We start from the raw sequence: 20,531 nt of genomic DNA on the forward strand, positions 1-20,531 counted from the left end.
GGCATGACTGATCAACGCAATACCTCCACTCCCATCGATCCCGTGAAGCTCGACCGTCTGGCCGAGGTGGCGGTGAAGGTGGGCCTGGGCTTGCGGCCGGGACAGGATCTGCTTCTGACGGCGCCCGCGGTCGCGCTGCCGCTGGTGCGACGGATCGCCGTGCATGCCTACAAGGCCGGCGCAGGTCTCGTGACGCCGATCCTGTCGGACGAGGAGATGACGCTGGCGCGCTATCGTCACGGCCACGACGACAGTTTCGATCGTGCCGCCGGCTGGCTTTATGAGGGCATGGCCAAGGCATTCTCCGAGAACACCGCGCGGCTCGCGATCGTCGGCGACAACCCCATGCTGCTGTCGGGCGAGGATCCGTCCAAAGTGGCGCGCGCCAGCAAGGCAAATTCGATGGCCTATCAGCCCGCGCTGGAGAAGATCGTCAATTTCGACACCAACTGGAACATCATCGCCTATCCAAGCCCGTCCTGGGCGAGGTTGGTATTCCCTGATGATCCTGAGGACGTGGCGGTCGGCAAGCTTGCGGATGCGATTTTCGCAGCGTCCCGTGTCGATCACGAGGACGCGATGGGCAATTGGGCGAGCCACAATGCGGTGCTGCGCGAGCGCACCAATTGGCTCAACGGCCAGCGCTTCCGCGCGCTGCAATATTCGGGTCCCGGCACCGACCTCACCATCGGACTTGCCGACGGTCACGAATGGGAAGGCGGTGCCTCGCTCTCCAAGAACGGCATCAGCTGCAACGCCAATATCCCGACCGAAGAGGTCTTCACCACGCCGCATTGCCGCCGCGTCTACGGCCATGTCGTGAGCTCGAAGCCGCTGTCCTACCAGGGCACGCTGATCGACAACATCGCCGTGCGCTTCGAGGACGGCAAGATCGTCGACGCAAAGGCCTCGCGCGGCGCGGAGGTGCTGAACAAGGTGCTCGACACCGACGAGGGCGCGCGGCGCCTCGGCGAAGTGGCGCTGGTGCCGCATTCCTCGCCGATCTCGCAGAGCGGATTGTTGTTCTACAATACGCTGTTCGACGAGAACGCAGCCTCGCACATCGCGCTCGGCCAGTGCTATTCGAAATGCTTCGTCAACGGCGCGCAGCTCACGCCGCAGCAGATCGCCGCGCAAGGCGGCAACCAGAGCCTGATCCATATCGATTGGATGATCGGATCGGCCGAGACCGACATCGACGGCATTTTGGCCGACGGCAGCAAGGTCCCGGTTTTCCGCAAGGGCGAGTGGGCGAAGTAGCCGGCGTACCTCTCTTCAGGGCGGGGTGGGTGCGGCGGCAGATCCGTGCGCTCATTCCTTGCGTGCGCAATGGTATATGGGCGCCGGCGCCTTCGCGCGTTTTGTCGCACCCGGGAAAGGACCGCGGCATGTGCGCGGATTTGCAAGGGAATTGCGACGTTAACCGTTTGCACTTGTCGCTTCCGGCTGATTCTCGAAATGGCTGTAAGAAAGAATTAAAAACGGGCTACTAGCGTCCGAACATCTTTCGAAACACTCCCGGCCGGGATCGGCCGCAAATATCATTTCCCGAGGAAGCAAATGGCATTGATTGAAGTCGGTAGTTGCAATGTTGACCTCGAACTGCGGCCGATCGAGCCGTCCTGGGTCATCGAGGGCAATCCGGTCTCCCGCTCGCGCGTCCTGTCGACCAGCGCCGACGGCACCGCCCAGACCATCATCTGGCAATGCACCGAAGGGCGCTTCAACTGGTACTACGACATCGACGAGACGATCATGATCATGGAAGGATCGATCGTGCTCGAAAGCGACGGCATGCCGCCCAAGCGCTATGGTCCCGGCGACGTCATCTTCTTCCGCGACGGGGCGCACGCCAAATGGCATGTCGAAGGCCACGTCAAGAAGATCGCGTTCTGCCGCAAGACCAATCCCGTGATGATCGGCTTCCTGATCCGCGTCGTCAACAAGCTCAAGAAAATGTTCGCCTCCAGCGGTGAGCGCCGTCCGGCCTCGCTGATGGGCGCCGGCTAGAATTCCGACGATCAAGTTTCAAGAACGCTTCCCAGCGGCCACGACGAAGAGGGGTCGGGATCAGCATCCCGGCCCCTCTTGTCGTCATGACGGCAGCTCGAGCCGGTAGAAGTCGGCCGCGGTTTGCGAGAACAGCGCCGTCTTCTCTGCCTCGCTCAAGGACGATGCGATGCGCTTGAACGCATTGAAGATCACCTGGTAGCTGCACTGGCCCTTGTCCGGCGGGAAGTTGCTCTCGAACATCGCCCGCTTCACGCCGAATGCCTCGATGCAGGTCTCGATATAGGGACGCCACGCCGCGGCGAGGTCCTCGGATGACGGCGGCCTCTCGCGCAGATGGAAGTCGTAGCCGAGCAGGCACATTGCGAGGCCGCCGAGCTTCACCACCACGTTCCCGCATGTCGCGATCTCGCGGATCGAGGCGCGCCATTGCGCGAACACCTCCTCGCGCCGGCCCGCGAAGCGACCGATGCCGGCCGGGCCGCCGCAATGGTCGAGCACGACCCTGGTGTCGGGGAAAGCGCGCGCCAGCTCGGTCAGCTCGCCGATCTGCGGATGGAATAGCCAGGCATCGAAGCTGAGGTTCAGGGGGGCGAGACAGGAGAAGCCTTCGCGGAAGGTCCTGTCCCGCAGCAGTCCCTTCGGCCTGTTCGCGTACATCCCCGCCACCACAGGGTCTTCGTCCCAGGCCGAGGAATGCCTGATACCGCGGAAGCGGCCGTTGCCCGCCGCGATCTCGGCTTCGAGCACCGGCTTTACCGAATCGCCGAGCAGAAGATTGGCGTGGCTGACGATGCCGGCGCAGATCGCAGCGTTGCCGTAAGCTCCGCTGGCGCTCATTGCTGCGACGCCGTTGGCGAACTCGACCTCGCCGACGGGCCGGAACGCTTCGGGGCCGTGCGCACGGTACATCGACCGGCAATCGACATAGACGGTGGCAACGACGTTGTGGCCGGATGCGATGTCGGCCGCCATTTCCTCGATCAGGTAGCGATGGCCGCGATTCCAGAGATGGTGGTGGGGATCGACGATCGGTCGCAAGGGATCGATGATCTCCTCGCGATGCAACGCGAGCCAGTCCTCGCGCGGCTCGACGAAGAGCCCGCTGGTGTTGCTAGGCAGACCGCTTGCGGCCATCGGCGTTCGCTCCCTTCGTTCATTGTTGGGGAGGAGCCTAGCATCTGATCTCGTCAGGCAGCAGCGCGTGTTCTGCAACCGCCTCCGTCATCACGAGCACAGCGGCCTTCGTCAGCTCCTGCGCCGCTTCGCCCTCACGTCGACCGCGAGCCGCCAGTCGGCTGCCGCAGGCGGTTTGGATTCGCCGAGCCAGTGAAAGGACTGGTCGGTGATCTCCGTGAAGCTCCACCGCGTCAGCTCGCCGGCTTCGGTCGTGCCTTCCTGCACGATGTCCTTGCCGCGCGGACGGCCGATCTGCTGGCGGAACACGCAGCGCGCGGGATCGAACCAGCAAATTCGCCAGGCCGAGATGGCGGGATCATAGACCCGCAGCGTCGTGCCGTACCAGTTGCCGGCGATCGGAAAGGCCGGCGCGCTCGCGGGCCGGGGAATGATCCAGACGTCCTGGACGGCGCGGCCTTCGAGCACCCAGCCAAAATGGATTTCGCCGGGGGCGGTGTGCCTCGTTCCGTCGGTCCCATGGGCGGTGATCTCGGCGTCCCAGTCGCCGACGAAGCGGCCATAGAGCTGGAGTGCCTCGGCATGCTCGGGGTTGGCTGCGTCCGCGTGCAACAATCGCGCAAAGTCGCTCATGTCGATCTCCTGTTGCGAGGAGATCAGCATGATCGGCCGCTGGCCGGCTTGGAGAAAATTGCGCCTCAGACGCCGTCGAGGATGATCACGATCGGCTTGTTCGGCAGCGTATCCCGCGACATCCGGAATGAGCGCTCGAGGCGGCGCTCGATCTCGAAGTGCTGGCCGATCCGCCGCATGAAGTCCTCGAGCGGGGTGGCGAAGCGATGCATCGGCAGCACCACGGAGGCGCGCAGCCGTTTGGTGATCTCGGAGATGCCGTCCAACGACATGGTGTAGGTGCCGTCGATCGGCACCATCACGATGTCGAGCCGTCCGATCTGGGCGAAATGGGTGTCGTCCAGCTTGTGATGGAGGTGGCCGAGATGGCCGATGCAGAGGCCGGCCGCCTCGAAGATGAAGATGGAATTGCCGTCCCGGATCATGTCGCTGCCGAGATCGTCGCCGATATAGCGGCGGATGTCGGTCGTGACGTTGCGGATGAAGGTGTCGCTGATGCGCTGCGACACGATCGCCGGCTGGCCGTCATCGCTCCAGCCATGCAGCACATGGGGAATGCGCTTGTCCGGATACAAGGAATAGTGGGTGCTGTGGGCCCGGTTCATGGTGACGACGTCGGGCAGCCGTCCCACCTGGTACGCGCCGCTGTAATCGGTCGCGATGCGCAGGCCGCCCGGCGTGTCGATGAAGTAAGTGGAGTGTCCGGCATAGGTGATCTCTACCCCGGCCGAGCCGGCCGCTGGCCGATACGCGACGGACATGACCCGCGGCGCCGCATTGGCCATCGCCAGGCATTCGCTGCGCTGTGGCTGCTGCGCCAGCGCAGGTGAGAGGAGCGCGCCGAACAGCGCCAGAGCCGTCGAAAACAGTCGCCGCATGGATCCGTCCCCGATGATGTCAGGGAAAGTCTAGCGTGCAAGGCAGTGCGTGGCCAATGGGCCGCGATCAACAGCGCGTCAGCGTCGCACCTTTGGGCCGGCCTCTAGTCGCGCTTTGGGCTGAGCTTCCAGGTGATGGCGACCAGGCCGGCGGTGATCAGGCCGCTGATGAGGCCGGCGAGCGGCAAGGCGAGCAGCAGTGCGGCGCTCGCAGCCCAGCCGATCGAGGAGAAAGCTTCGGCGAAGGTCGCAAGCCTGGAGGACGTCTGCCGGCGCCGGAATTGGCTGCGCCGCGCCTGCACCCGGAACCAGAGCTGGATCGCGGTCGCCGCGGCCGCGCTGACGATGATCGCGCCGGCACTGATCGCGGCCTGGTACGGCGAGGCCCAGGCCAGCGCCGCGATTAGCGGACTGAAGATCGCGGCGACGGCGATCAGCACCACCTCGATCTTGGCGCGGATGACGCTGGAGGGCGTCAGCGGCGCGGTGGCGACGAGATCGGGAGCGTCCTCGCCCGAGATCGTCAGCCAGGCGAGCCCGCCGGCCAGCTGTCCGGCCGCCATCACGATGACAGGTGTGATCAGCGTCAGCGCCGCGGAGCTGTCGGCAAAATTCCGCCAGAGCAGGAGCGCCGGCGGCACCAGATAGAGCAGCTGCATCAATGTTTGCGAGATCAGCCAGGGATCGCGCCACAGCAGCACGAACTCCTTGCGCCGCAGCGCCTGCTGGCGCGATCCGCCCCGGAACGGGCGCTCCTTGCCACGGGTGCGGCCCGACGTGCCGTAAGCTGCCGCATCGATCGCGGTATCGGCGAAGCGGTGCGAGAAGATCGCCATGACGCTGCCGAGCAGCACCAGGGCCAGCGCGAGAAGCAGCAGCAGCGCCTCGCTGTCGCCCAGGGCCGCCCGTGCCGGCCACCACCAGATGCTGTCGATGTCGGGCGCGTAGGCCGCCAGGCTGCCCGAGGTCAGCATGGTGAAGCGGGACAGCGTGCCGTAGGACATGATCGCCGCAACCTGCAGCGCGATCACGAAGCCGGCGCCGATGATCGCGGCGAGGATCTGGGCAATCAGGCGCGTTCGTGCCGGGCCGATCAGCCGGAACAAGAGGATGGTCACCGCAATCGCGATCGCCGCGGCGGACAGGCCCATGGCGACGACGACGCCGAAGGCGGCCAGCCAGCGCGCGCCGCCGCCGAGCACCAGCACGTCGATGAAGGGCGTCGAGAACAGCAGCGCGAGCACCGTGACGGTCAGCGCGATCGCGGCGATGCGGACCGAGAACAGATTGGCCAGCGTTGCCGGCGAGGACATGATCAGGTCGAGATCGGCGCGCGCGTAGAATACCCGCGTCACGGATTCGATCGCCTGCGACAGCATCAAGGTCCAGGCGAGAAAGATCGTCGCCGTGATCACGATCAGGGCGGACTTGTCGAGCGGCAGCTGCAGATCGGCGAAACGGCCGATCACCGCCCAGGCCGGCAGGTGCAGCAGCGCGGCGAAGCAGAGCAGGCCGATCACCGCAGCGCGCGTGCGTTTGCGCCGTCCGCCCGTCATCATGGCGAACCATTCGCGCCAGGCGAGCCGCAGCTCGTGGCGGGCAAACCAGGACAGCGCGGTTGCCGAGCTCATGCCGCGGCCTGAAGCGTCACCAGCGCGATGAAAAGGTCTTCGAGGCTGGTATCGGCATGGCCGTTTTGCTGGCGCAGCTCGGTGAGCGTGCCTTCGGCGACCAGGCGCCCGGACGCGATCACGCCGATGCGGTCGGCCATCCGCTCGGCGACCTCGAGAATATGCGTGGTCATGATGACGGTGCAGCCGGCGCGGACGCGTTCGCCGAGCAGGCCCTTGACGTGGCGTGCGGAGACGGCATCGAGCCCCGTCAGCGGTTCGTCGAGAATGATGAGGCGGGGATCGTGCACCAGGGCCCCTGCGAGAGCGACCTTCTGGCGCATGCCCTTGGAAAAGCCCTCGCAGCGCTCGTGCCGGTGCGCCTCGAGCCCGAGGGAGTTGAGCAGCTCCTGCGCGACCGGCTCCGAGACCGACGGCGCGATGCCCCAGAGCCCCGCGACGAACTCGAGATATTCGAGCGGGCTCAGCTTGTCGTAGATCATGGGCTCGTCGGAAACCCAAGCCATCGCCTGCTTGGCTGCGACGGGGTCCGCCAGCGCATCGATCCCGAAGATCGAGACCGCGCCGGCATCGGGGCGCAACAGGCCCGCCACCATGCGCAAAGTGGTGGTCTTGCCGGCGCCGTTCGGGCCGACCAGTGCATAAAACTCGCCCGCGTGAATGGTGAGATCGAGGCCGTCGACCGCCAGACGGTCAAAACGCTTCGTTAACCCTCGGACTTCCAGCGCCGCGTGGTCCGGCTTCATGACGGGTCACACCATCCGGTTTTGCATTGCCCGCGACCATGACCGCAAGATGTTTCGGCACCGTGAATCGCGCTGCCGCAAATTCCGTCATCCGGCGGACCAAGGGAGTGTCACCGTTTGTTGACAGCGCAGGGCGGTTCAGGCTGAATTGATTCCGGACAAATGGAGCTAACGCGGCGAAACGACCGCGTAGCGACTGGACACAAGATGCGGCAAACGGTCATCAAGAACCGCCGGTCGCATCGGGAGGATGCGCGTCGATGCTGGATTTCGTTCAGCAGCTCGTCAGCGGTGTTGCGCTCGGCTGCGTTTACGGCCTGATCGCACTCGGCTTCGTGCTCGTCTACAAGGCCACCGAAGTCGTCAATTTCGCCCAAGGCGATCTGATGATGCTCGGCGGCTTCTTCGCCTTCACCTTCATCGGCATGATGGGCCTGAACTACTGGATCGGCTTTGCCGGTGCCGTGGCGGCGATGGCGCTGTTCGGCATGGTGGCGGAGCGCGTGGTGGTGCGGCCGATCCTCGGCTATCCGCAGTTCTCGATCATCATGGCGACGATCGGGCTCGGCTACTTCCTGCGATCGGTCGCCGGCATGATCTGGGGCACCGACGATTTGAAGATCGATACGCCGTTCAGCCAGGGCGTGCTGCGCATGGGCTCCCTGGTGCTCGCCTATGACAAGCTCTCCGTCATCGCGGCGACGATGATCCTGTGCACGCTGCTGTGGCTGTTCTTCAACAAGACCGTGCTCGGCACCGCGATGCGCGCCAGCTCCGAGAACATGCTGGCGGCCTACTACATGGGCATCCCGGTCAAGCGTGTGGTGTCGGTCGTGTGGGCGATCAGCGCGGCGGTCGCAACCTGCGCCGGCGTGCTGCTGGCGCCGATCACCTTCATTCACTCGAATGTCGGCCTCGTGCTCGGCTTGAAGGCATTTCCTGCCGCCGTGCTCGGCGGCTTCGGCTCGATCCCGGGCGCCGTGGTCGGCGGCGTCCTGATCGGCGTGATCGAGAGCATGGCCGGCTTCTACCTGCCTGAAGGCTGGAAGGACGTCGCGCCCTATGTCGTGCTGCTGACCGTGCTGCTCCTGAAGCCCGAGGGCCTGTTCGGCCTCCACGTCCGCAAGAAGGTCTGAACGCCATGCGCTTCCTGTTCAAGACCGACTATGAAGACGATATCAAGCTGTTCCCGCATTCGGGCTACGTCGTCTCCTACGGCATCCTGCTCGCGCTGCTGCTGGTCGCGCCCTATGCGCTCTCCAGCTACTTGATGAGCCAGCTCGTCTTCGTCTGCATCTATGCGACGGTCGGCGTGGCGCTCTTGATCCTGACCGGGTTCACCGGCCAGGCCTCGCTCGGGCACGCCGCCTTCCTCGCGATCGGGGCCTACACCGCGGCCTATTTGCAGGAATACAACGTGCCGTTCCCGGTCTACTTCCTCGCCGCCGGGCTCTTGACTGGCATCATCGGCGCGATGGTCGGCTTTCCCGCGCTGCGTCTCACCGGCATCTATCTCGTCATCGCCACCATCTCCTTTGCCCTGATCGTCGAGGAGATCCTGGCGCGCTGGGAGAGCGTCACCCACGGCAACGAGGGCATGCGCGTCAAGGCGCTGTCGCTGCTCGGTGTTACCGTGCCGCGCGACAGCCCGACCTTCTATTATCTTTGTCTTGCCGTGCTGGTGCTGACCATCGTCGGCACGCTCAATCTGCTGCGCTCGCCGACGGGCCGCGCCTTCGTCGCGATCCGCGACAGCGAGACGGCCGCGCGCAGCATGGGGGTCAATGTCGCGCTCTACAAGGTGAAGTCGTTCGCGATCTCGGCGGCGATCACCGGCCTTGCCGGCGTCTTGTTCGCGCACAAGCTCTCCTTCATCTCGCCGGAGATGTTCACGCTGCAGCTCTCGATCGAGTTCATCATCGTGATCCTGATCGGCGGCACCTTCAGCCTGCACGGTGCGGTGCTGGGCGCGATCTTCATCGTGATGATCGATCCGTTCCTGACTTATCTCAAGGACGACATGCCCGGCATCATCGCGGGTATCGCCGCGGCATTCGGCGCCGGGCCGGCCACCGCGGGAAGCATCCAGTCGAGCGTCGCGGCCTTCGCATCGCTCAACGGCCTGAAAGGCGCGATCTACGGCATCATCATCGTGTTGTTCGTGCTGTTCGAGCCGCTCGGGCTCTACGGCCGCTGGCTCAAGATCAAGCTCTTCTTCCAGCTGTTCCCGCTCTACAAGCGCGCCACCTTCAAGCGGCAGAAGATCTACGTGAAGTCGGAGCGCAATCGATGAGCTATTTTCGCGCCGAGAACCTGTCGCTGCACTTCGGCGGCCTCAAGGCCGTCGATGCGGTCTCGTTCGCGGTCGAGAGGGGCGAGATCCTCTCGATCATCGGGCCCAACGGCGCCGGCAAGAGTTCGATCTTCAACCTGATCTCGCGGATCTACCGGCCGACCTCGGGCCGCATCTTCTTCGAGGACCAGGACATTACGGAAGAGCCGCCCTACGACATCGCCAAGCTCGGCATCGCGCGCACCTTTCAGAACATCGAGCTGTTCGAGAATGCGACCGTGCTGTCCAATCTGCTGGTCGGCCGCCACCGGCACTCGACGACGCAGCTCTGGCAGGAACTGCTGTTCCTGCCGAGCGTGCGGGCCAACGAGAAGGTACACCGCCGCCGGGTCGAGCAGGTCATCGAATTCCTCGATCTCGAGCCGTATCGCGACAAGCTGATCTCGGGTCTGCCTTACGGCGTGCGCAAGGTGATCGAGCTGGCCCGCGCATTGTGCTCGGAGCCGAAGCTGATCCTGCTCGACGAGCCGTCCTCCGGTCTCAACGTGGAGGAGACCGGCGACATGTCGTTCTGGATCCGCGACATGAGGAGCGAGCTCGGCATCACGGTGCTGATGGTCGAACACGACATGTCGCTGGTCAACCGCGTCTCCGACCGCGTCATTGCGCTGAATTACGGGCGGGTGCTGGCGATGGGCTCGCCGGCCGAGGTCCAGCAGCACCCCGACGTCGTCGCCGCCTATCTGGGAGCCTGACGCATGGATGCCGCCACGACCCCGGATATCATCCTCAAGCTCAGCAACATCGAGAGCTATTACGGGCCTATCATGGCGATTCGCGGCATCTCGCTGGCGGTGCCGCGCGGCCGCATCGTCACGCTGCTGGGCGCCAACGGCGCCGGCAAGACCACGGTGCTGAAGACGATCTCTGGCATCCTCGACCCGCAGAAGGGGACGATCGAGTTCCTGGGCAAGCCGATCCAGCGCATGGAAGCCGACCGGATCGTGCGGCTTGGCCTCAGCCACGTGCCGGAAGGACGCGAAGTGTTCCCGTTCCTTTCCGTGCGCGAGAACCTGATGATGGGCGCCTACCCGCGCAAGGACAGGGACGGCGTCGCGGAAGATCTGGAGCGCGTCTACGGCTATTTTCCGCGTCTGAGGGAGCGCATCAACCAGCCGGCCGGCCAGCTCTCCGGCGGCGAGCAGCAGATGCTCGCGATCGGCCGCGCCCTGATGAACCGGCCGGCGCTGCTGCTGCTCGACGAGCCCTCGCTCGGCCTGTCGCCGCTGCTGGTGAAGGAAATCTTCACCATCATCCGTCGCGTCAACGAAGAGCAGGGCATGTCGATCCTGCTGGTCGAGCAGAATGCCAAGGTGGCGCTGGAGACCGCACATTACGGCTACGTCCTGGAGATCGGGCGGATCGTGATGAACGACACCTGCGACCGCTTGATGCATTCCCAGGACATCCAGGAATTCTACCTTGGCGCCAAGGAAGCGGGCGCGCGCGGCGAGCGGCGCTGGAAGAAGAAGAAGACGTGGCGGTGAGGACGAGCTGGCAGTAAGATGAGCTTGCCATCCGCAACATAGACCGCCGACAAGGCAGGCAGCGGAGGCTGGCGACGAGGAGGGAGGAGAGGCGCATGGCCCGACCGGCGGTGCTGACGGTCGCTGATACGATCGCAAAGAGCTTCTTGCGCGCCGCCGAGACGCGGGGCGACAAGCCGGCGATCCGCGAGAAGAAGTTCGGCATCTGGCAGCCGACCAGCTGGCGCGAATGGCTGGAGATCTCGAAAGAGATCGCCTATGCGCTTCACGCCATCGGCTTCGCGCCCGGTGACGTTGCCTCCATCATCGCCAATGCCGTTCCGGAATGGGTGCACGCCGATATGGGCATATTGTGCGCCGGCGGCGTCTCCTCCGGAATCTATCCGACGGATTCTTCATCCCAGGTCGAATACCTCGTCAACGATTCCCGCACCAAGGTGATCTTCGCCGAGGACGAGGAGCAGCTCGACAAGATCCTGACCTGCCGCGCGCGCTGCCCGAGCTTGCAGAAGATCATCGTGTTCGACATGGAAGGACTCAGCGGCTTTACCGACGACATGGTGATGTCGCTCGACGAGTTTCGCGCGCTCGGCCGCAACCACATGGTCGGCCGCGAGGCGCTGTGGCAGGAGATGATCGACAGCCGCAGCGCCGGCGATCTCGCGATCCTCGTCTACACGTCCGGCACGACCGGCCCGCCCAAGGGGGCGATGCACGCCAATCGCAGCGTCACGCACCAGATGCGGCACGCCAACGACTTCATCCCGGCGCGGGAGGATGAAGACCGGCTGATCTTCCTGCCGCTCTGCCATGTCGCAGAGCGCATCGGCGGCTATTACATCTCGGTCGCCCTCGGCTCGGTGATGAATTTTGCCGAGAGTCCGGAGACCGTGCCGGACAATCTGCGCGAGGTGCAGCCGACCGTCTTTCTGGCGGTGCCGAGAATCTGGGAGAAGTTCTACTCCGCGATCACCATCGCGCTGAAGGATGCGACGCCGCTGCAGCAATGGGTCTATCGGCGCGCGATCGGCATCGGCTATCGCATGGTCGAGTACCGGCTCGAGGGCGAGACGCCGCCGCTGTCGCTGCGGATCGCCAACCGCATCGCCTACCAGGTTGCCTTCCGCAACATCCGCCGCATGATCGGGCTCGACCGCTGCCGCATTGCCTTCACTGGTGCGGCCCCGATCGCACCGGAGCTGATCCGCTGGTATCTGGCGCTCGGCATCGACATCCATGAGGTCTACGGCCAGACCGAGAACTGCGGGGTCGCCACCATGATGCCGGCGGAAAGGACCAAGCTCGGCTCGGTCGGCACTGCGGTGCCCTGGGGCGAGGTCGCGCTGTCGCCCGAAGGCGAGATCCTGATCAGGGGCGACTTCCTGTTCATGGGCTATCTGAACCAGCCGGAGAAGACCGCGGAGACGATCGATTCCCGAGGCTGGCTGCACACCGGCGACGTCGGCACCATCGACAATGAAGGCTTCGTCCGCATTACCGACCGGATGAAAGACATCATCATCACCTCCGGCGGCAAGAACATCACGCCGTCCGAGATCGAGAACCAGCTCAAGTTTTCGCCCTACATCTCGGATGCGGTCGTGATCGGCGACAAGCGGCCCTATCTCACCTGCCTCGTGATGATCGACCAGGAGAACGTCGAGAAGTTCGCTCAGGATCACGACATCCCCTTCACCAACTACGCCAGCCTGTGCCGGGCGAGAGAGATCCAGGACCTGATCGGGCGCGAGATCGAGCAGGTCAATGGCAATTTCGCCCGCGTCGAAACCATCAAGAAGTTCTACCTGATCGAGCGTCAGCTCACGCCGGAAGACGAGGAGCTGACACCGACCATGAAGCTGAAACGCGGCTTTGTGAACAAGCGCTACGCCGCCGAGATCGAAGCGATGTATCGCGAGCGTGCGGTGGCGTGACGAGTCCGGCGATTCGAGAAAGCGAAGGAGCTGTGGCCCCCGCCCTTCGTCCAACACGGGCCTTTAGGAGAGGAGACGTCAATGTCGAAATCGTTCAGCGCATTCGGCCTTGCAATGAGTGCCGTCGTGCTCACCTGTCTGCCGGCCGCAGCGCAAACCAAGGTGACCAACGAGGGCATCTCGGCAACCGAGATCGTCGTCGGCACTCACCAGGACCTGTCGGGTCCGATCAAGGGGTGGGGCGTGCCGGTCGCAAACGGCATGAAAATGGCGACCGAGGAGATCAACGCCGCCGGCGGCATCCACGGCCGCAAGATTCGACTGGTCGTCGAGGACAGCGGCTATGATCCGAAGAAGGCCGTGCTGGCGTCGCAGAAGCTGATCGAGCGCGACAAGATCTTCGCAATGGTGGGACCGATGGGATCGCCGACCGTTCTCGCCGCGCAGGACATCCTGTTCGACGCCGGCGTCCTGCAGCTGTTCCCGCTGACGGCCGCCGAGTTCACCTTCAAGTTCGATCCGGCGAAGCCGCAGGAACGATTGAAGTTCAACAACCTGCTTCCCTATGTCGAGAGCACGCGGGCCGCGGTGAAGTACATGATGGAGTGGAAGGGCTTCAAGAAGCCCTGCATCATGCACCAGGACGACGAGTACGGTAAGAACGTGCTCGACGGCTTCAATCAGCAGCTCACCGCCATGAAGGCGCAGCCGGCTTCGATCACGAGCTACAAGCGCGGTGCCTCCGACTTCAGCGCGCAGATCGCCAAGATGAAATCCGACGGCTGCGACCTCGTGGTGCTCGGCACCGTGCTTCGCGAGACCATCGGGGCGATGAGCGAAGCCAAGAAGCTCGGCTGGGACGTCACCTTCCTCGGCGCGACCCCCACCAACGTGATGGAGGTTCCTGCGCTGGGCAAGGAAGCGGTCGAGGGGCTCTATGCCGCAAGCGGCTTCGAGATTCCCTATGAGGACACCGCGAAGGGCAAGGTGAAAGACTGGCTCGTCAACTACAAGAAGATGTTCAACGCAGACGCCAACACGCAGGCGATCATCGGTTACAACGCAATGATGACGTTTGCGTTCTACGCGAACAAGGCGGGCAAGGATCTCACCGGTCAGAAGATGCTTGAAGCACTCGAGTCGGGCGAAAAATTCCTCGACATCTTCAACTCACCGCCGACCAAGTTCTCCAAGACCGACCACCTCGCCAACACCATTACCCAGGTGCAGCAGGTCAAGGGCGGTCGCTGGGTGCTCGTGAAGGACAATCTGGTGTTCTGATCGGTTCGCTTTCACCCTCGTTCGAGCGAGGGTGAAAGCAACCGCTTGTCCCGGCGGTGCCGGGGGCGCCGGGAGCATGATTACGGAAAAGTGTGCAGCGGTTTTCCGGAATGATCATGCTCAACCACAATCCGAAGCGCGATGACGATTGATCCGGATCTCGTCGCGCTTCAGGCAATTGCGGGGCGAACTGGCTTGTGGCAACAAGCTGCGAGCAGTCACCGCGTCTCGGCGACCGCCACCGAAGCCTGCACCGGCTCGACATACTTCATCACCGCCGCCTGTTGCAGCACGAACAGCGGCTGATAGCTCCGCGTCGCGTCATCCTTGACCATCGCCATGCGGCGATTGTCGAGCATCAGCCAGTGGTCCTCGAGCCGTGCAGCGGCAACGGCATGCTCCTCGCCGGCGCGGATGTCGCGAACCACGACGATGCGGAGGTCTTCAGGGGGCACGCCCGCCAGCCGCAGCGCGGCGAGCTTGGCGATGGCATAATCCTCGCAATCGCCGGCGCCGCGCGCGAAGGTCGCGAGCGGCGAACTCCAGAGGTCGTCGGTGCCGTCATTGACGGCATGGATGGCGAGATTGATGGCGCGGTTGGTCTCACCGAGGCGCGCGCGGCCCTCGCGGGCGCGGGCCTGGTCGACGATGGCGAGCAGCTTCAGGGCTGCCGGCGATGCGCAATTGTCTCGGTCGCCGTCGCACAGCGCGAGCTGCACCATGTCGTCATCGAGCCTGTCTTTTAGTGCGGACCATTTCTGCTGCAAGCCGCCGGACGAGATGGCGAAGACGAATACGCCGAACGGCTCGGCGGATTTGCGCACGAGGACGCCCGCGCCCGGCGACAGCAGCGTGCCGGCGCGAAGCTCGGCGGCCGATCCGAGCAGGATCAGGCCGCACAGGACGAGGATTGCGCGAAAGGTGCACGAGCGAGCTGCGGTCTCCATCTGACATCCCCTTCCCAGGCTTCGCGGGACCTTCTCGATCTCGACGTGCTGGGCCTTGTTGCTTTCGGGCAGATAGTGCGAGACGGGCCGTTTTGTTCTGCTTAATGCGACCGGCTGGGGTCCGGAAACCAGAGGACAGGCTGAAGCGGATCTGGCCAAATTGCGTAAAATTTTACGATTGGCGCGCTACGAGGTGTCCTGATGCCGCGAAATGAACCTTATTGCAGGCACAAGTTGTGCAGTGCCGAATCGGGCCTTTTGGCTAACGACCCCCATTTCATGGGGTTCTGTTACTTCGGTCACAGATTTAACTCCGCAATTGCCGCAGGATGTTCCGGGACCCTGCCAGGGAAAGATGCTGCAAGTATCCGTTCCGCAACTTTACGATCGATTACTTTTGGTGAGTGGAAATGGGCGCGAATAAGTCGAATTCGACTTGCGAGTACTTTCAGCTTTACTTCAACTCCTCTGGATGGGAGCTCTTCCCTGGAGGCCCTTGCCGCCAAGTGACGCGAAATCACACAAGCAATAGATGGTTTCGCTAAGGACTTGGTAATGCTAAGCAAGCTTAGGCAGTCGATACTTACTTAAATTTTAACCCTTTTCACGGTGCCCGGTTGAATTACGCTGGCAAATTTGACGCCGCGACGTTCTTGGACGGCCAGGGTTCCAACTCGCCCGCCTATGTCCATTTCGACTCCTTTGCGGCCAAGCCCTTCATCGCAAAGGCGCATGGCCATGTGCCGGATGGTGCGTTCGTTGTTCCCGACCCCAATCTGATCTTCAACGGCGAGTTCAAGCGCGCCGGCCTCGATCTCGTGCTGTCCCACGACGGCCGTGAGTTCGTGGTTCACGATTATTTCAGGGGCGACAAGCGTGCCGCGATCGCCTCGCCGGACGGCGCCCACCTCACCGGCGACATCGTCAACGCCCTCACCGGCCATGTCCAGGTCGCCCAGGCCGCGCCCGGCGCCTCTGCCGCGCAGGTCATCGGTCACGTCACCAAACTTTCCGGCAGCGCGACCGCGATCCGCAACGGCGTGTCGGTGATCCTGAACAACGGCGACAATGTCGAGAAGGGCGACGTGGTCTCGACCGGGGCCGATTCGACGCTCGGCATCACCTTCATCGACGGCACCGTGTTCGGCCTGTCGTCGAATGCGCGGATGGTGCTGAACGAGATGGTCTACGACCCCAACGGGTCGAGCAACTCCTCGCTGCTCAGCCTGGTTGCGGGCACCATCACCTTCGTCGCCGGCGAGACCGCCAAGCATGGCGACATGAAGGTCGACACGCCGGTCGCCACCATGGGCATCCGCGGCACGGCGGTGCTGACCCAGATCAACTTCGTCGTTCCCGCCGGCGGCGGCGATCCGCAGCCGCAGGCGAGCTTCCAGGTGCTGGTCGAGCCGAACGGCACGACCGGCTCCTACATCCTGTTCGACAAGGTCACGCTGCTGCCGATCGCCACGGTCAACCAGGCCGGCCAGATGATCCAGATCAGCGGCGGCAACGTCTCGATCTCCAATGCGCTGATGTCCCCGGAGGTGCAGAAGCTGATCACGGACGTGTTCACGCTGAAGTTCACGGACAACAACACCAACACCAAGCTGACCACGAATTTTACCGACACGATCACGCCGTTCAGTCAGGACGTGGTGTTCAAGTCGGGATCCGGCCTGACTGCAGTCGCGACATTCGTCAACCTCAGTCCGCCGGGACAGGATGCTCCCCAAGTCTCGACGCCGCCGGCCATCCGCATTCCCGGCCAGCCGATTGCACAGAGTTTCGACCTCGGCGGCAATGTGAAGACGGCGTTCGCGCTGACCGAACGCGCCGACACCACCGGCGACACCCAGGCCGATACAGTCAGCGGCCTCATCCGATTCGTCGATCAAAACCTCGGCGACCGGCCGACGGTGTCGGTGAGCCTCGCGGAGGCGCCGAACTACGTCTACAAGAACGCCGGCCAGCAGGACGTCACGGGCTCGCTCACCGCGCTCCAGAAGCAGGGCATCGCGGCGACGCAGATCCAGATCAGTGTCATTGCCGACCCCACCAACGAGAACAACGGCTCGGCAGTCTGGACCTACACGATTCCCGACAAGGTCTTCGACTTCCTCGCGGCCGGCGAAACCCTGACGCTGACCTACATGGTCCGCGTCGACACCAACTTCACCGTCGACCCCGAGTCCAGGTTCATCCCGATCACCATCACGATCACGGGAACGAACGACAAGCCGACTGTTGCTACATCGGGCGGCACCCTGATCGAGAAGGTGGGCACGGGCAACGAAGCTCTGGACATCATCACCGGCACGGTCACCTTCACGGACGTCGATCTGACGGACCGGCCGATCGTGAGCGCTGAGCTCTCGTCGACCCAGCCGTTCAAGTATCTCGATGCGGAGGGCAACGACATCACCGCGACGCTGACCCCGGAGCAGCTCGCGGCGATCGCGGCCGTCAAGGTGCCGCTGACCGTGGTTCAGGGCGCTGGAAACGGCAACAACGGGACGGCCACCTGGACCTACAGTGTTCCCGACTATCTCTTCGACTTCCTTGCCGAGGACGAGAGGCTGATCCTCAACTATGTGGTGCAGGTCGATGACGGGCACGGCGGCGTCGTCAGCACGCCGCTCACGGTCTCCATCAATGGAGCCGACGTCAATGTCGAGGGCACCAACGACGTGCCGACGATCGTCGAGGACGAGACGGATACGACCGGCGCGGTGACCGAGGATGATGCGGTCGCGCTCCAGGCGAACGGCACCATCACGTTCAACGATCCAGATCTCACGGACACTCACACCGCAAGCTTCGTCGTGAAGTCGACGACGTCGAGCGCGCATCTCCCCGGCTTCACCGACGGAACCTCGCATGTCGGCACGTTCGCATTGACGGCAGTGACCGAGAGTCCCGGCGCCAGTTCGCAAGGGTCGGTCGGCTGGACCTTCACGCTCGACAATGACGATCCGGTGCTGCAGTCGCTGGCCGAAGGCCAGACCATCACCCAGGTCTACACCGTCACGGTGATCGACAACAATAATGCCATGGTGACGCAGGACGTCACAATTACGATCACCGGGACCAACGATGCCCCGACCATCACCAGCGATGAAGACGCGGCGAAGGGCTGCGTCACTGAGGACGCCGGCTTGTCCCTTTCGATCGGCGGCACGCTGGCGATCCAGGATCTGGATCTGATCGACACCCACACGGCGCAAGCGGTGTTCACCTCGTCGTCCGTCAGCTCCCCTCTGCCGGGGTTCGGCGCCAACGCGAACATCGGCACCTTCACGATCGATCCGTCGGTCCTGGAATCCAACGTGGACACCAACAACGGTGCTACGCTGGGCTGGCACTTCACGCTCGACAACAGCAATGCGGTGCTGCAGTCGCTGGCGCAGGGCCAGAGCATCACCCAGGTCTACACCGTCACCTTCACCGACGATCACGGCGCGCAAGTCTCGCAGGACGTCACCGTCACGATCAACGGCGCCAACGACGCGCCGACGATCATCAGCAGCGCCGCGGATGCCGCCGGGGCCGTCACAGAGGACAGCGCGACACTGTCGATCGGCGGCACGCTTGAGATCCAGGACCTCGACCTGATCGACACGCACACCGCGGAAGCCGTATTCAAATCGGCGACGTCCAACGCGCAGTTGCCCGGTTTCGACGGCAGTACACCGCTCGGCACGTTCACGATCGATGGGGACGTCGCGGAGTTCAATACCGACACCGACAATGGGGCGTCGCTNGTCCAACGCGCAGTTGCCCGGTTTCGACGGCAGTACACCGCTCGGCACGTTCACGATCGATGGGGACGTCGCGGAGTTCAATACCGACACCGACAATGGGGCGTCGCTGGGCTGGCATTTCACGCTCGACAACAGCAATGCGGTGCTGCAGTCGCTGGCGCAGGGCCAGTCCATCACCCAGGTCTACACCGTCACCTTCACCGACGATCACGGCGCGCAAGTCTCGCAGGACGTCACCGTCACGATCAACGGCGCCAATGACGCGCCGACGATCATCAGCAGCGCCGCGGATGCCGCCGGGGCCGTCACCGAGGACAGCGCGACACTGTCGATCGGCGGCACGCTTGAGATCCAGGACCTCGACCTGATCGATACGCACACCGCGGAAGCCATATTCAAATCGGCGACGTCCAACGCGCAGTTGCCCGGTTTCGACGGCAGTACACCGCTCGGCACGTTCACGATCGATGGGGACGTCGCGGAGTTCAATANGTCCAACGCGCAGTTGCCCGGTTTCGACGGCAGTACACCGCTCGGCACGTTCACGATCGATGGGGACGTCGCGGAGTTCAATACCGACACCGACAATGGGGCGTCGCTCGGCTGGCACTTCAGCCTCGACAACAGCAATGCTGTGCTGCAGTCGCTGGCGCAGGGCCAGACGATCACCCAGGTCTACACCGTCACTTTCACCGACAATCACGGTGCCCAAGTTTCGCAGGACGTCACCGTCACGATCACTGGCACAAACGACGCGCCGACGCTCGCCGACCTGCACATCGGTTCGCTGGCGGATACGGCTGCTGCCGACACCTTCTCCGATCTGACCGGGACGCTGGTGGGCAACGATGTCGATACCGGCGAGACGGCGACGCTGAGCTATGCCGTTCTGAACGCCGATCACCATGCGGTGACGACGGTTGCAGGACTGTACGGCTCGCTGACGGTCAACCCCGACGGCAGCTACAGCTACGTTCCGAACGCGACGGCGATCAACGCGCTTTCGGATGGAGCCTATACCGATACGTTCACCGTTCAGACCAAAGACACCCATGGTGCCACGGGTACAGCAACGCTTACGGTGGACGTGACCGGCACGAACGACGAGAACGATGCTCCGGTGATCGACGTGAACCAGATCAGCGTCTCGCAGGAAGGCGACCAGGTCTTCGTCCACGGCATTACGGTTACCGACGCCGATGCGGTCGACGGTGAAACCTTTACGCTTAGTGCGATCGCGGATTCAGGCACTTACGTGGACCCGGCATCGGCGTCCGATACATTTGGGGGCATCGCCTCGGCCCTCCAGGGGCTGACCTATACCGATCCGGGTCAGAACGCGCCTGCAACAACGGACACGGTGACCGTCACCGTCACCGACGGTCACGGCGCGAGCGATACGGTCAACCTGATCTTCAACCTGTCCGAACAAGGCCCGGTCGACCTTGCCAGCACGACCGGCAAGGACGTGCTGTTCGGGTCCGGCTACCAGGATCAGTTCGTGTTCGAGGCCAATTCGAACCACGACACGATCCTCGATTTTGCGCACGGTCAGGACCACATCGACCTGACGGCGGTCGTGGCGACAGATATCGACGCGGCATGGATAGCCCAGCACGTGGCGCCCTCAGGGACGGATACCCTGATCACGCTGAGTGCGACGGACACCATCCTCCTGAAGGGCGTCGCGAACGTCCAGCCAAGCGACTTCATCGTCCATGCCTGACTGA

Annotated in this window: 17 protein-coding genes and 1 pseudogene; 12 read left to right on the forward strand and 6 right to left on the reverse strand. The window is 63.7% G+C overall.

The features are described 5' to 3' along the window. Nucleotides 1-3: 3 nt before the first annotated feature. On the forward strand, nucleotides 4-1,260 hold the full coding sequence (locus tag ASG57_RS16155) for an aminopeptidase (RefSeq protein ID WP_024338981.1): 1,257 nt from the start codon (nucleotides 4-6) through the stop codon (nucleotides 1,258-1,260). 300 nt (nucleotides 1,261-1,560) lie between these two features. Continuing rightward, on the forward strand, nucleotides 1,561-2,010 hold the full coding sequence (locus ASG57_RS16160) for a cupin domain-containing protein (protein ID WP_024338980.1): 450 nt from the start codon (nucleotides 1,561-1,563) through the stop codon (nucleotides 2,008-2,010). An 84-nt stretch (nucleotides 2,011-2,094) separates the two neighbouring features. On the opposite strand, the gene ASG57_RS16165 is transcribed toward ASG57_RS16160, so the two are convergent. From ASG57_RS16165 to ASG57_RS16185, 5 genes are all read right to left on the reverse strand, one after another. Beyond that, nucleotides 2,095-3,147 carry an amidohydrolase family protein gene (locus ASG57_RS16165; protein WP_024338979.1) on the reverse strand — a complete coding sequence of 351 codons (1,053 nt, stop codon included), beginning with the start codon at nucleotides 3,145-3,147 and terminating at the stop codon, nucleotides 2,095-2,097. Nucleotides 3,148-3,258: 111 nt separating this feature from the next. After that, nucleotides 3,259-3,780, reverse strand: a complete 522-nt coding sequence (locus tag ASG57_RS16170) for a hypothetical protein (protein WP_024338978.1) — start codon at nucleotides 3,778-3,780, stop codon at nucleotides 3,259-3,261. Nucleotides 3,781-3,845: 65 nt separating this feature from the next. Continuing rightward, nucleotides 3,846-4,658, reverse strand: coding sequence for an MBL fold metallo-hydrolase (locus ASG57_RS16175; protein ID WP_024338977.1), 813 nt, complete (start codon nucleotides 4,656-4,658; stop codon nucleotides 3,846-3,848). 104 nt (nucleotides 4,659-4,762) lie between these two features. Beyond that, entirely contained in the window at nucleotides 4,763-6,289 is a 1,527-nt protein-coding gene (locus ASG57_RS16180) for a hypothetical protein (protein WP_024338976.1), read from the reverse strand. Then, nucleotides 6,286-7,035, reverse strand: a complete 750-nt coding sequence (locus ASG57_RS16185; protein ID WP_024338975.1) for an ABC transporter ATP-binding protein — start codon at nucleotides 7,033-7,035, stop codon at nucleotides 6,286-6,288. The genes ASG57_RS16180 and ASG57_RS16185 overlap by 4 nt, the downstream gene beginning before the upstream one ends. Nucleotides 7,036-7,295: 260 nt before the next feature. Between ASG57_RS16185 and ASG57_RS16190 the strand changes: the two genes are divergently transcribed. The 6 genes from ASG57_RS16190 to ASG57_RS16215 all read left to right on the forward strand — a co-directional run bounded on the left by ASG57_RS16190 (nucleotide 7,296) and on the right by ASG57_RS16215 (nucleotide 14,090). Further along, nucleotides 7,296-8,171, forward strand: a complete 876-nt coding sequence (locus tag ASG57_RS16190) for a branched-chain amino acid ABC transporter permease (RefSeq protein WP_024338974.1) — start codon at nucleotides 7,296-7,298, stop codon at nucleotides 8,169-8,171. A gap of 5 nt (nucleotides 8,172-8,176) precedes the next feature. Beyond that, nucleotides 8,177-9,328 (forward strand): branched-chain amino acid ABC transporter permease, encoded by a 1,152-nt coding sequence (locus tag ASG57_RS16195; protein ID WP_024338973.1) that lies wholly within the window; start codon nucleotides 8,177-8,179, stop codon nucleotides 9,326-9,328. Next, the gene (locus tag ASG57_RS16200; RefSeq protein ID WP_024338972.1) at nucleotides 9,325-10,083 is read left to right on the forward strand and encodes an ABC transporter ATP-binding protein; all 759 of its coding nucleotides are present in this window, start codon (nucleotides 9,325-9,327) and stop codon (nucleotides 10,081-10,083) included. Before ASG57_RS16195 ends, ASG57_RS16200 begins: the two co-directional genes overlap by 4 nt. A gap of 3 nt (nucleotides 10,084-10,086) precedes the next feature. Beyond that, the gene (locus ASG57_RS16205) at nucleotides 10,087-10,875 is read left to right on the forward strand and encodes an ABC transporter ATP-binding protein (protein WP_057196826.1); all 789 of its coding nucleotides are present in this window, start codon (nucleotides 10,087-10,089) and stop codon (nucleotides 10,873-10,875) included. Between the two features lie 95 nt (nucleotides 10,876-10,970). Beyond that, complete coding sequence (locus ASG57_RS16210) at nucleotides 10,971-12,809, forward strand: AMP-dependent synthetase/ligase (RefSeq protein WP_024338970.1); 1,839 nt, start codon at nucleotides 10,971-10,973, stop codon at nucleotides 12,807-12,809. 81 nt (nucleotides 12,810-12,890) lie between these two features. Continuing rightward, the gene (locus ASG57_RS16215; protein WP_024338969.1) at nucleotides 12,891-14,090 is read left to right on the forward strand and encodes an ABC transporter substrate-binding protein; all 1,200 of its coding nucleotides are present in this window, start codon (nucleotides 12,891-12,893) and stop codon (nucleotides 14,088-14,090) included. 218 nt (nucleotides 14,091-14,308) lie between these two features. Here the strand turns inward: ASG57_RS16215 and ASG57_RS16220 are convergent, their stop codons facing one another. Next, nucleotides 14,309-15,037 (reverse strand): transglutaminase-like cysteine peptidase, encoded by a 729-nt coding sequence (locus ASG57_RS16220; protein WP_024338968.1) that lies wholly within the window; start codon nucleotides 15,035-15,037, stop codon nucleotides 14,309-14,311. Between the two features lie 617 nt (nucleotides 15,038-15,654). Here ASG57_RS16220 and ASG57_RS40000 point away from each other — a divergent pair. The 4 genes and pseudogenes from ASG57_RS40000 to ASG57_RS40015 form a co-directional block, all read left to right on the forward strand. Further along, nucleotides 15,655-17,379: pseudogene (locus ASG57_RS40000) on the forward strand (FecR family protein); the annotation flags it as partial. Between the two features lie 564 nt (nucleotides 17,380-17,943). After that, nucleotides 17,944-18,800: VCBS domain-containing protein (locus ASG57_RS40005; RefSeq protein WP_502690796.1), on the forward strand; the 857-nt coding region annotated here is incomplete at its 3' end. 14 nt (nucleotides 18,801-18,814) lie between these two features. After that, nucleotides 18,815-19,292 (forward strand): VCBS domain-containing protein (locus ASG57_RS40010; protein ID WP_502690797.1); only part of this gene is annotated, 478 nt, incomplete at its 3' end. 14 nt (nucleotides 19,293-19,306) lie between these two features. Then, nucleotides 19,307-20,527: a VCBS domain-containing protein gene (locus ASG57_RS40015; RefSeq protein WP_502690798.1), complete on the forward strand. Its 1,221-nt coding sequence runs from the start codon at nucleotides 19,307-19,309 to the stop codon at nucleotides 20,525-20,527. Nucleotides 20,528-20,531 lie beyond the last annotated feature (4 nt).

The organism is Bradyrhizobium sp. Leaf396, assembly GCF_001424605.1.
Taxonomy (GTDB): Bacteria; Pseudomonadota; Alphaproteobacteria; order Rhizobiales; family Xanthobacteraceae; genus Bradyrhizobium; species Bradyrhizobium japonicum_C.

Bases quoted from the DNA above. Each gene is read 5' to 3' on its own strand.
- ASG57_RS16220 (WP_024338968.1), bottom strand. From the start codon at position 15,037: ATGGAGACCGCAGCTCGCTCGTGCACCTTTCGCGCAATCCTCGTCCTG.
- ASG57_RS16160 (WP_024338980.1), top strand. From the start codon at position 1,561: ATGGCATTGATTGAAGTCGGTAGTTGCAATGTTGACCTCGAACTGCGG.
- ASG57_RS16170 (WP_024338978.1), bottom strand. From the start codon at position 3,780: ATGAGCGACTTTGCGCGATTGTTGCACGCGGACGCAGCCAACCCCGAG.
- ASG57_RS16195 (WP_024338973.1), top strand. From the start codon at position 8,177: ATGCGCTTCCTGTTCAAGACCGACTATGAAGACGATATCAAGCTGTTC.
- ASG57_RS16175 (WP_024338977.1), bottom strand. From the start codon at position 4,658: ATGCGGCGACTGTTTTCGACGGCTCTGGCGCTGTTCGGCGCGCTCCTC.
- ASG57_RS16215 (WP_024338969.1), top strand. From the start codon at position 12,891: ATGTCGAAATCGTTCAGCGCATTCGGCCTTGCAATGAGTGCCGTCGTG.
- ASG57_RS16185 (WP_024338975.1), bottom strand. From the start codon at position 7,035: ATGAAGCCGGACCACGCGGCGCTGGAAGTCCGAGGGTTAACGAAGCGT.
- ASG57_RS16165 (WP_024338979.1), bottom strand. From the start codon at position 3,147: ATGGCCGCAAGCGGTCTGCCTAGCAACACCAGCGGGCTCTTCGTCGAG.
- ASG57_RS16210 (WP_024338970.1), top strand. From the start codon at position 10,971: ATGGCCCGACCGGCGGTGCTGACGGTCGCTGATACGATCGCAAAGAGC.
- ASG57_RS16180 (WP_024338976.1), bottom strand. From the start codon at position 6,289: ATGAGCTCGGCAACCGCGCTGTCCTGGTTTGCCCGCCACGAGCTGCGG.
- ASG57_RS16190 (WP_024338974.1), top strand. From the start codon at position 7,296: ATGCTGGATTTCGTTCAGCAGCTCGTCAGCGGTGTTGCGCTCGGCTGC.
- ASG57_RS16155 (WP_024338981.1), top strand. From the start codon at position 4: ATGACTGATCAACGCAATACCTCCACTCCCATCGATCCCGTGAAGCTC.
- ASG57_RS16200 (WP_024338972.1), top strand. From the start codon at position 9,325: ATGAGCTATTTTCGCGCCGAGAACCTGTCGCTGCACTTCGGCGGCCTC.
- ASG57_RS16205 (WP_057196826.1), top strand. From the start codon at position 10,087: ATGGATGCCGCCACGACCCCGGATATCATCCTCAAGCTCAGCAACATC.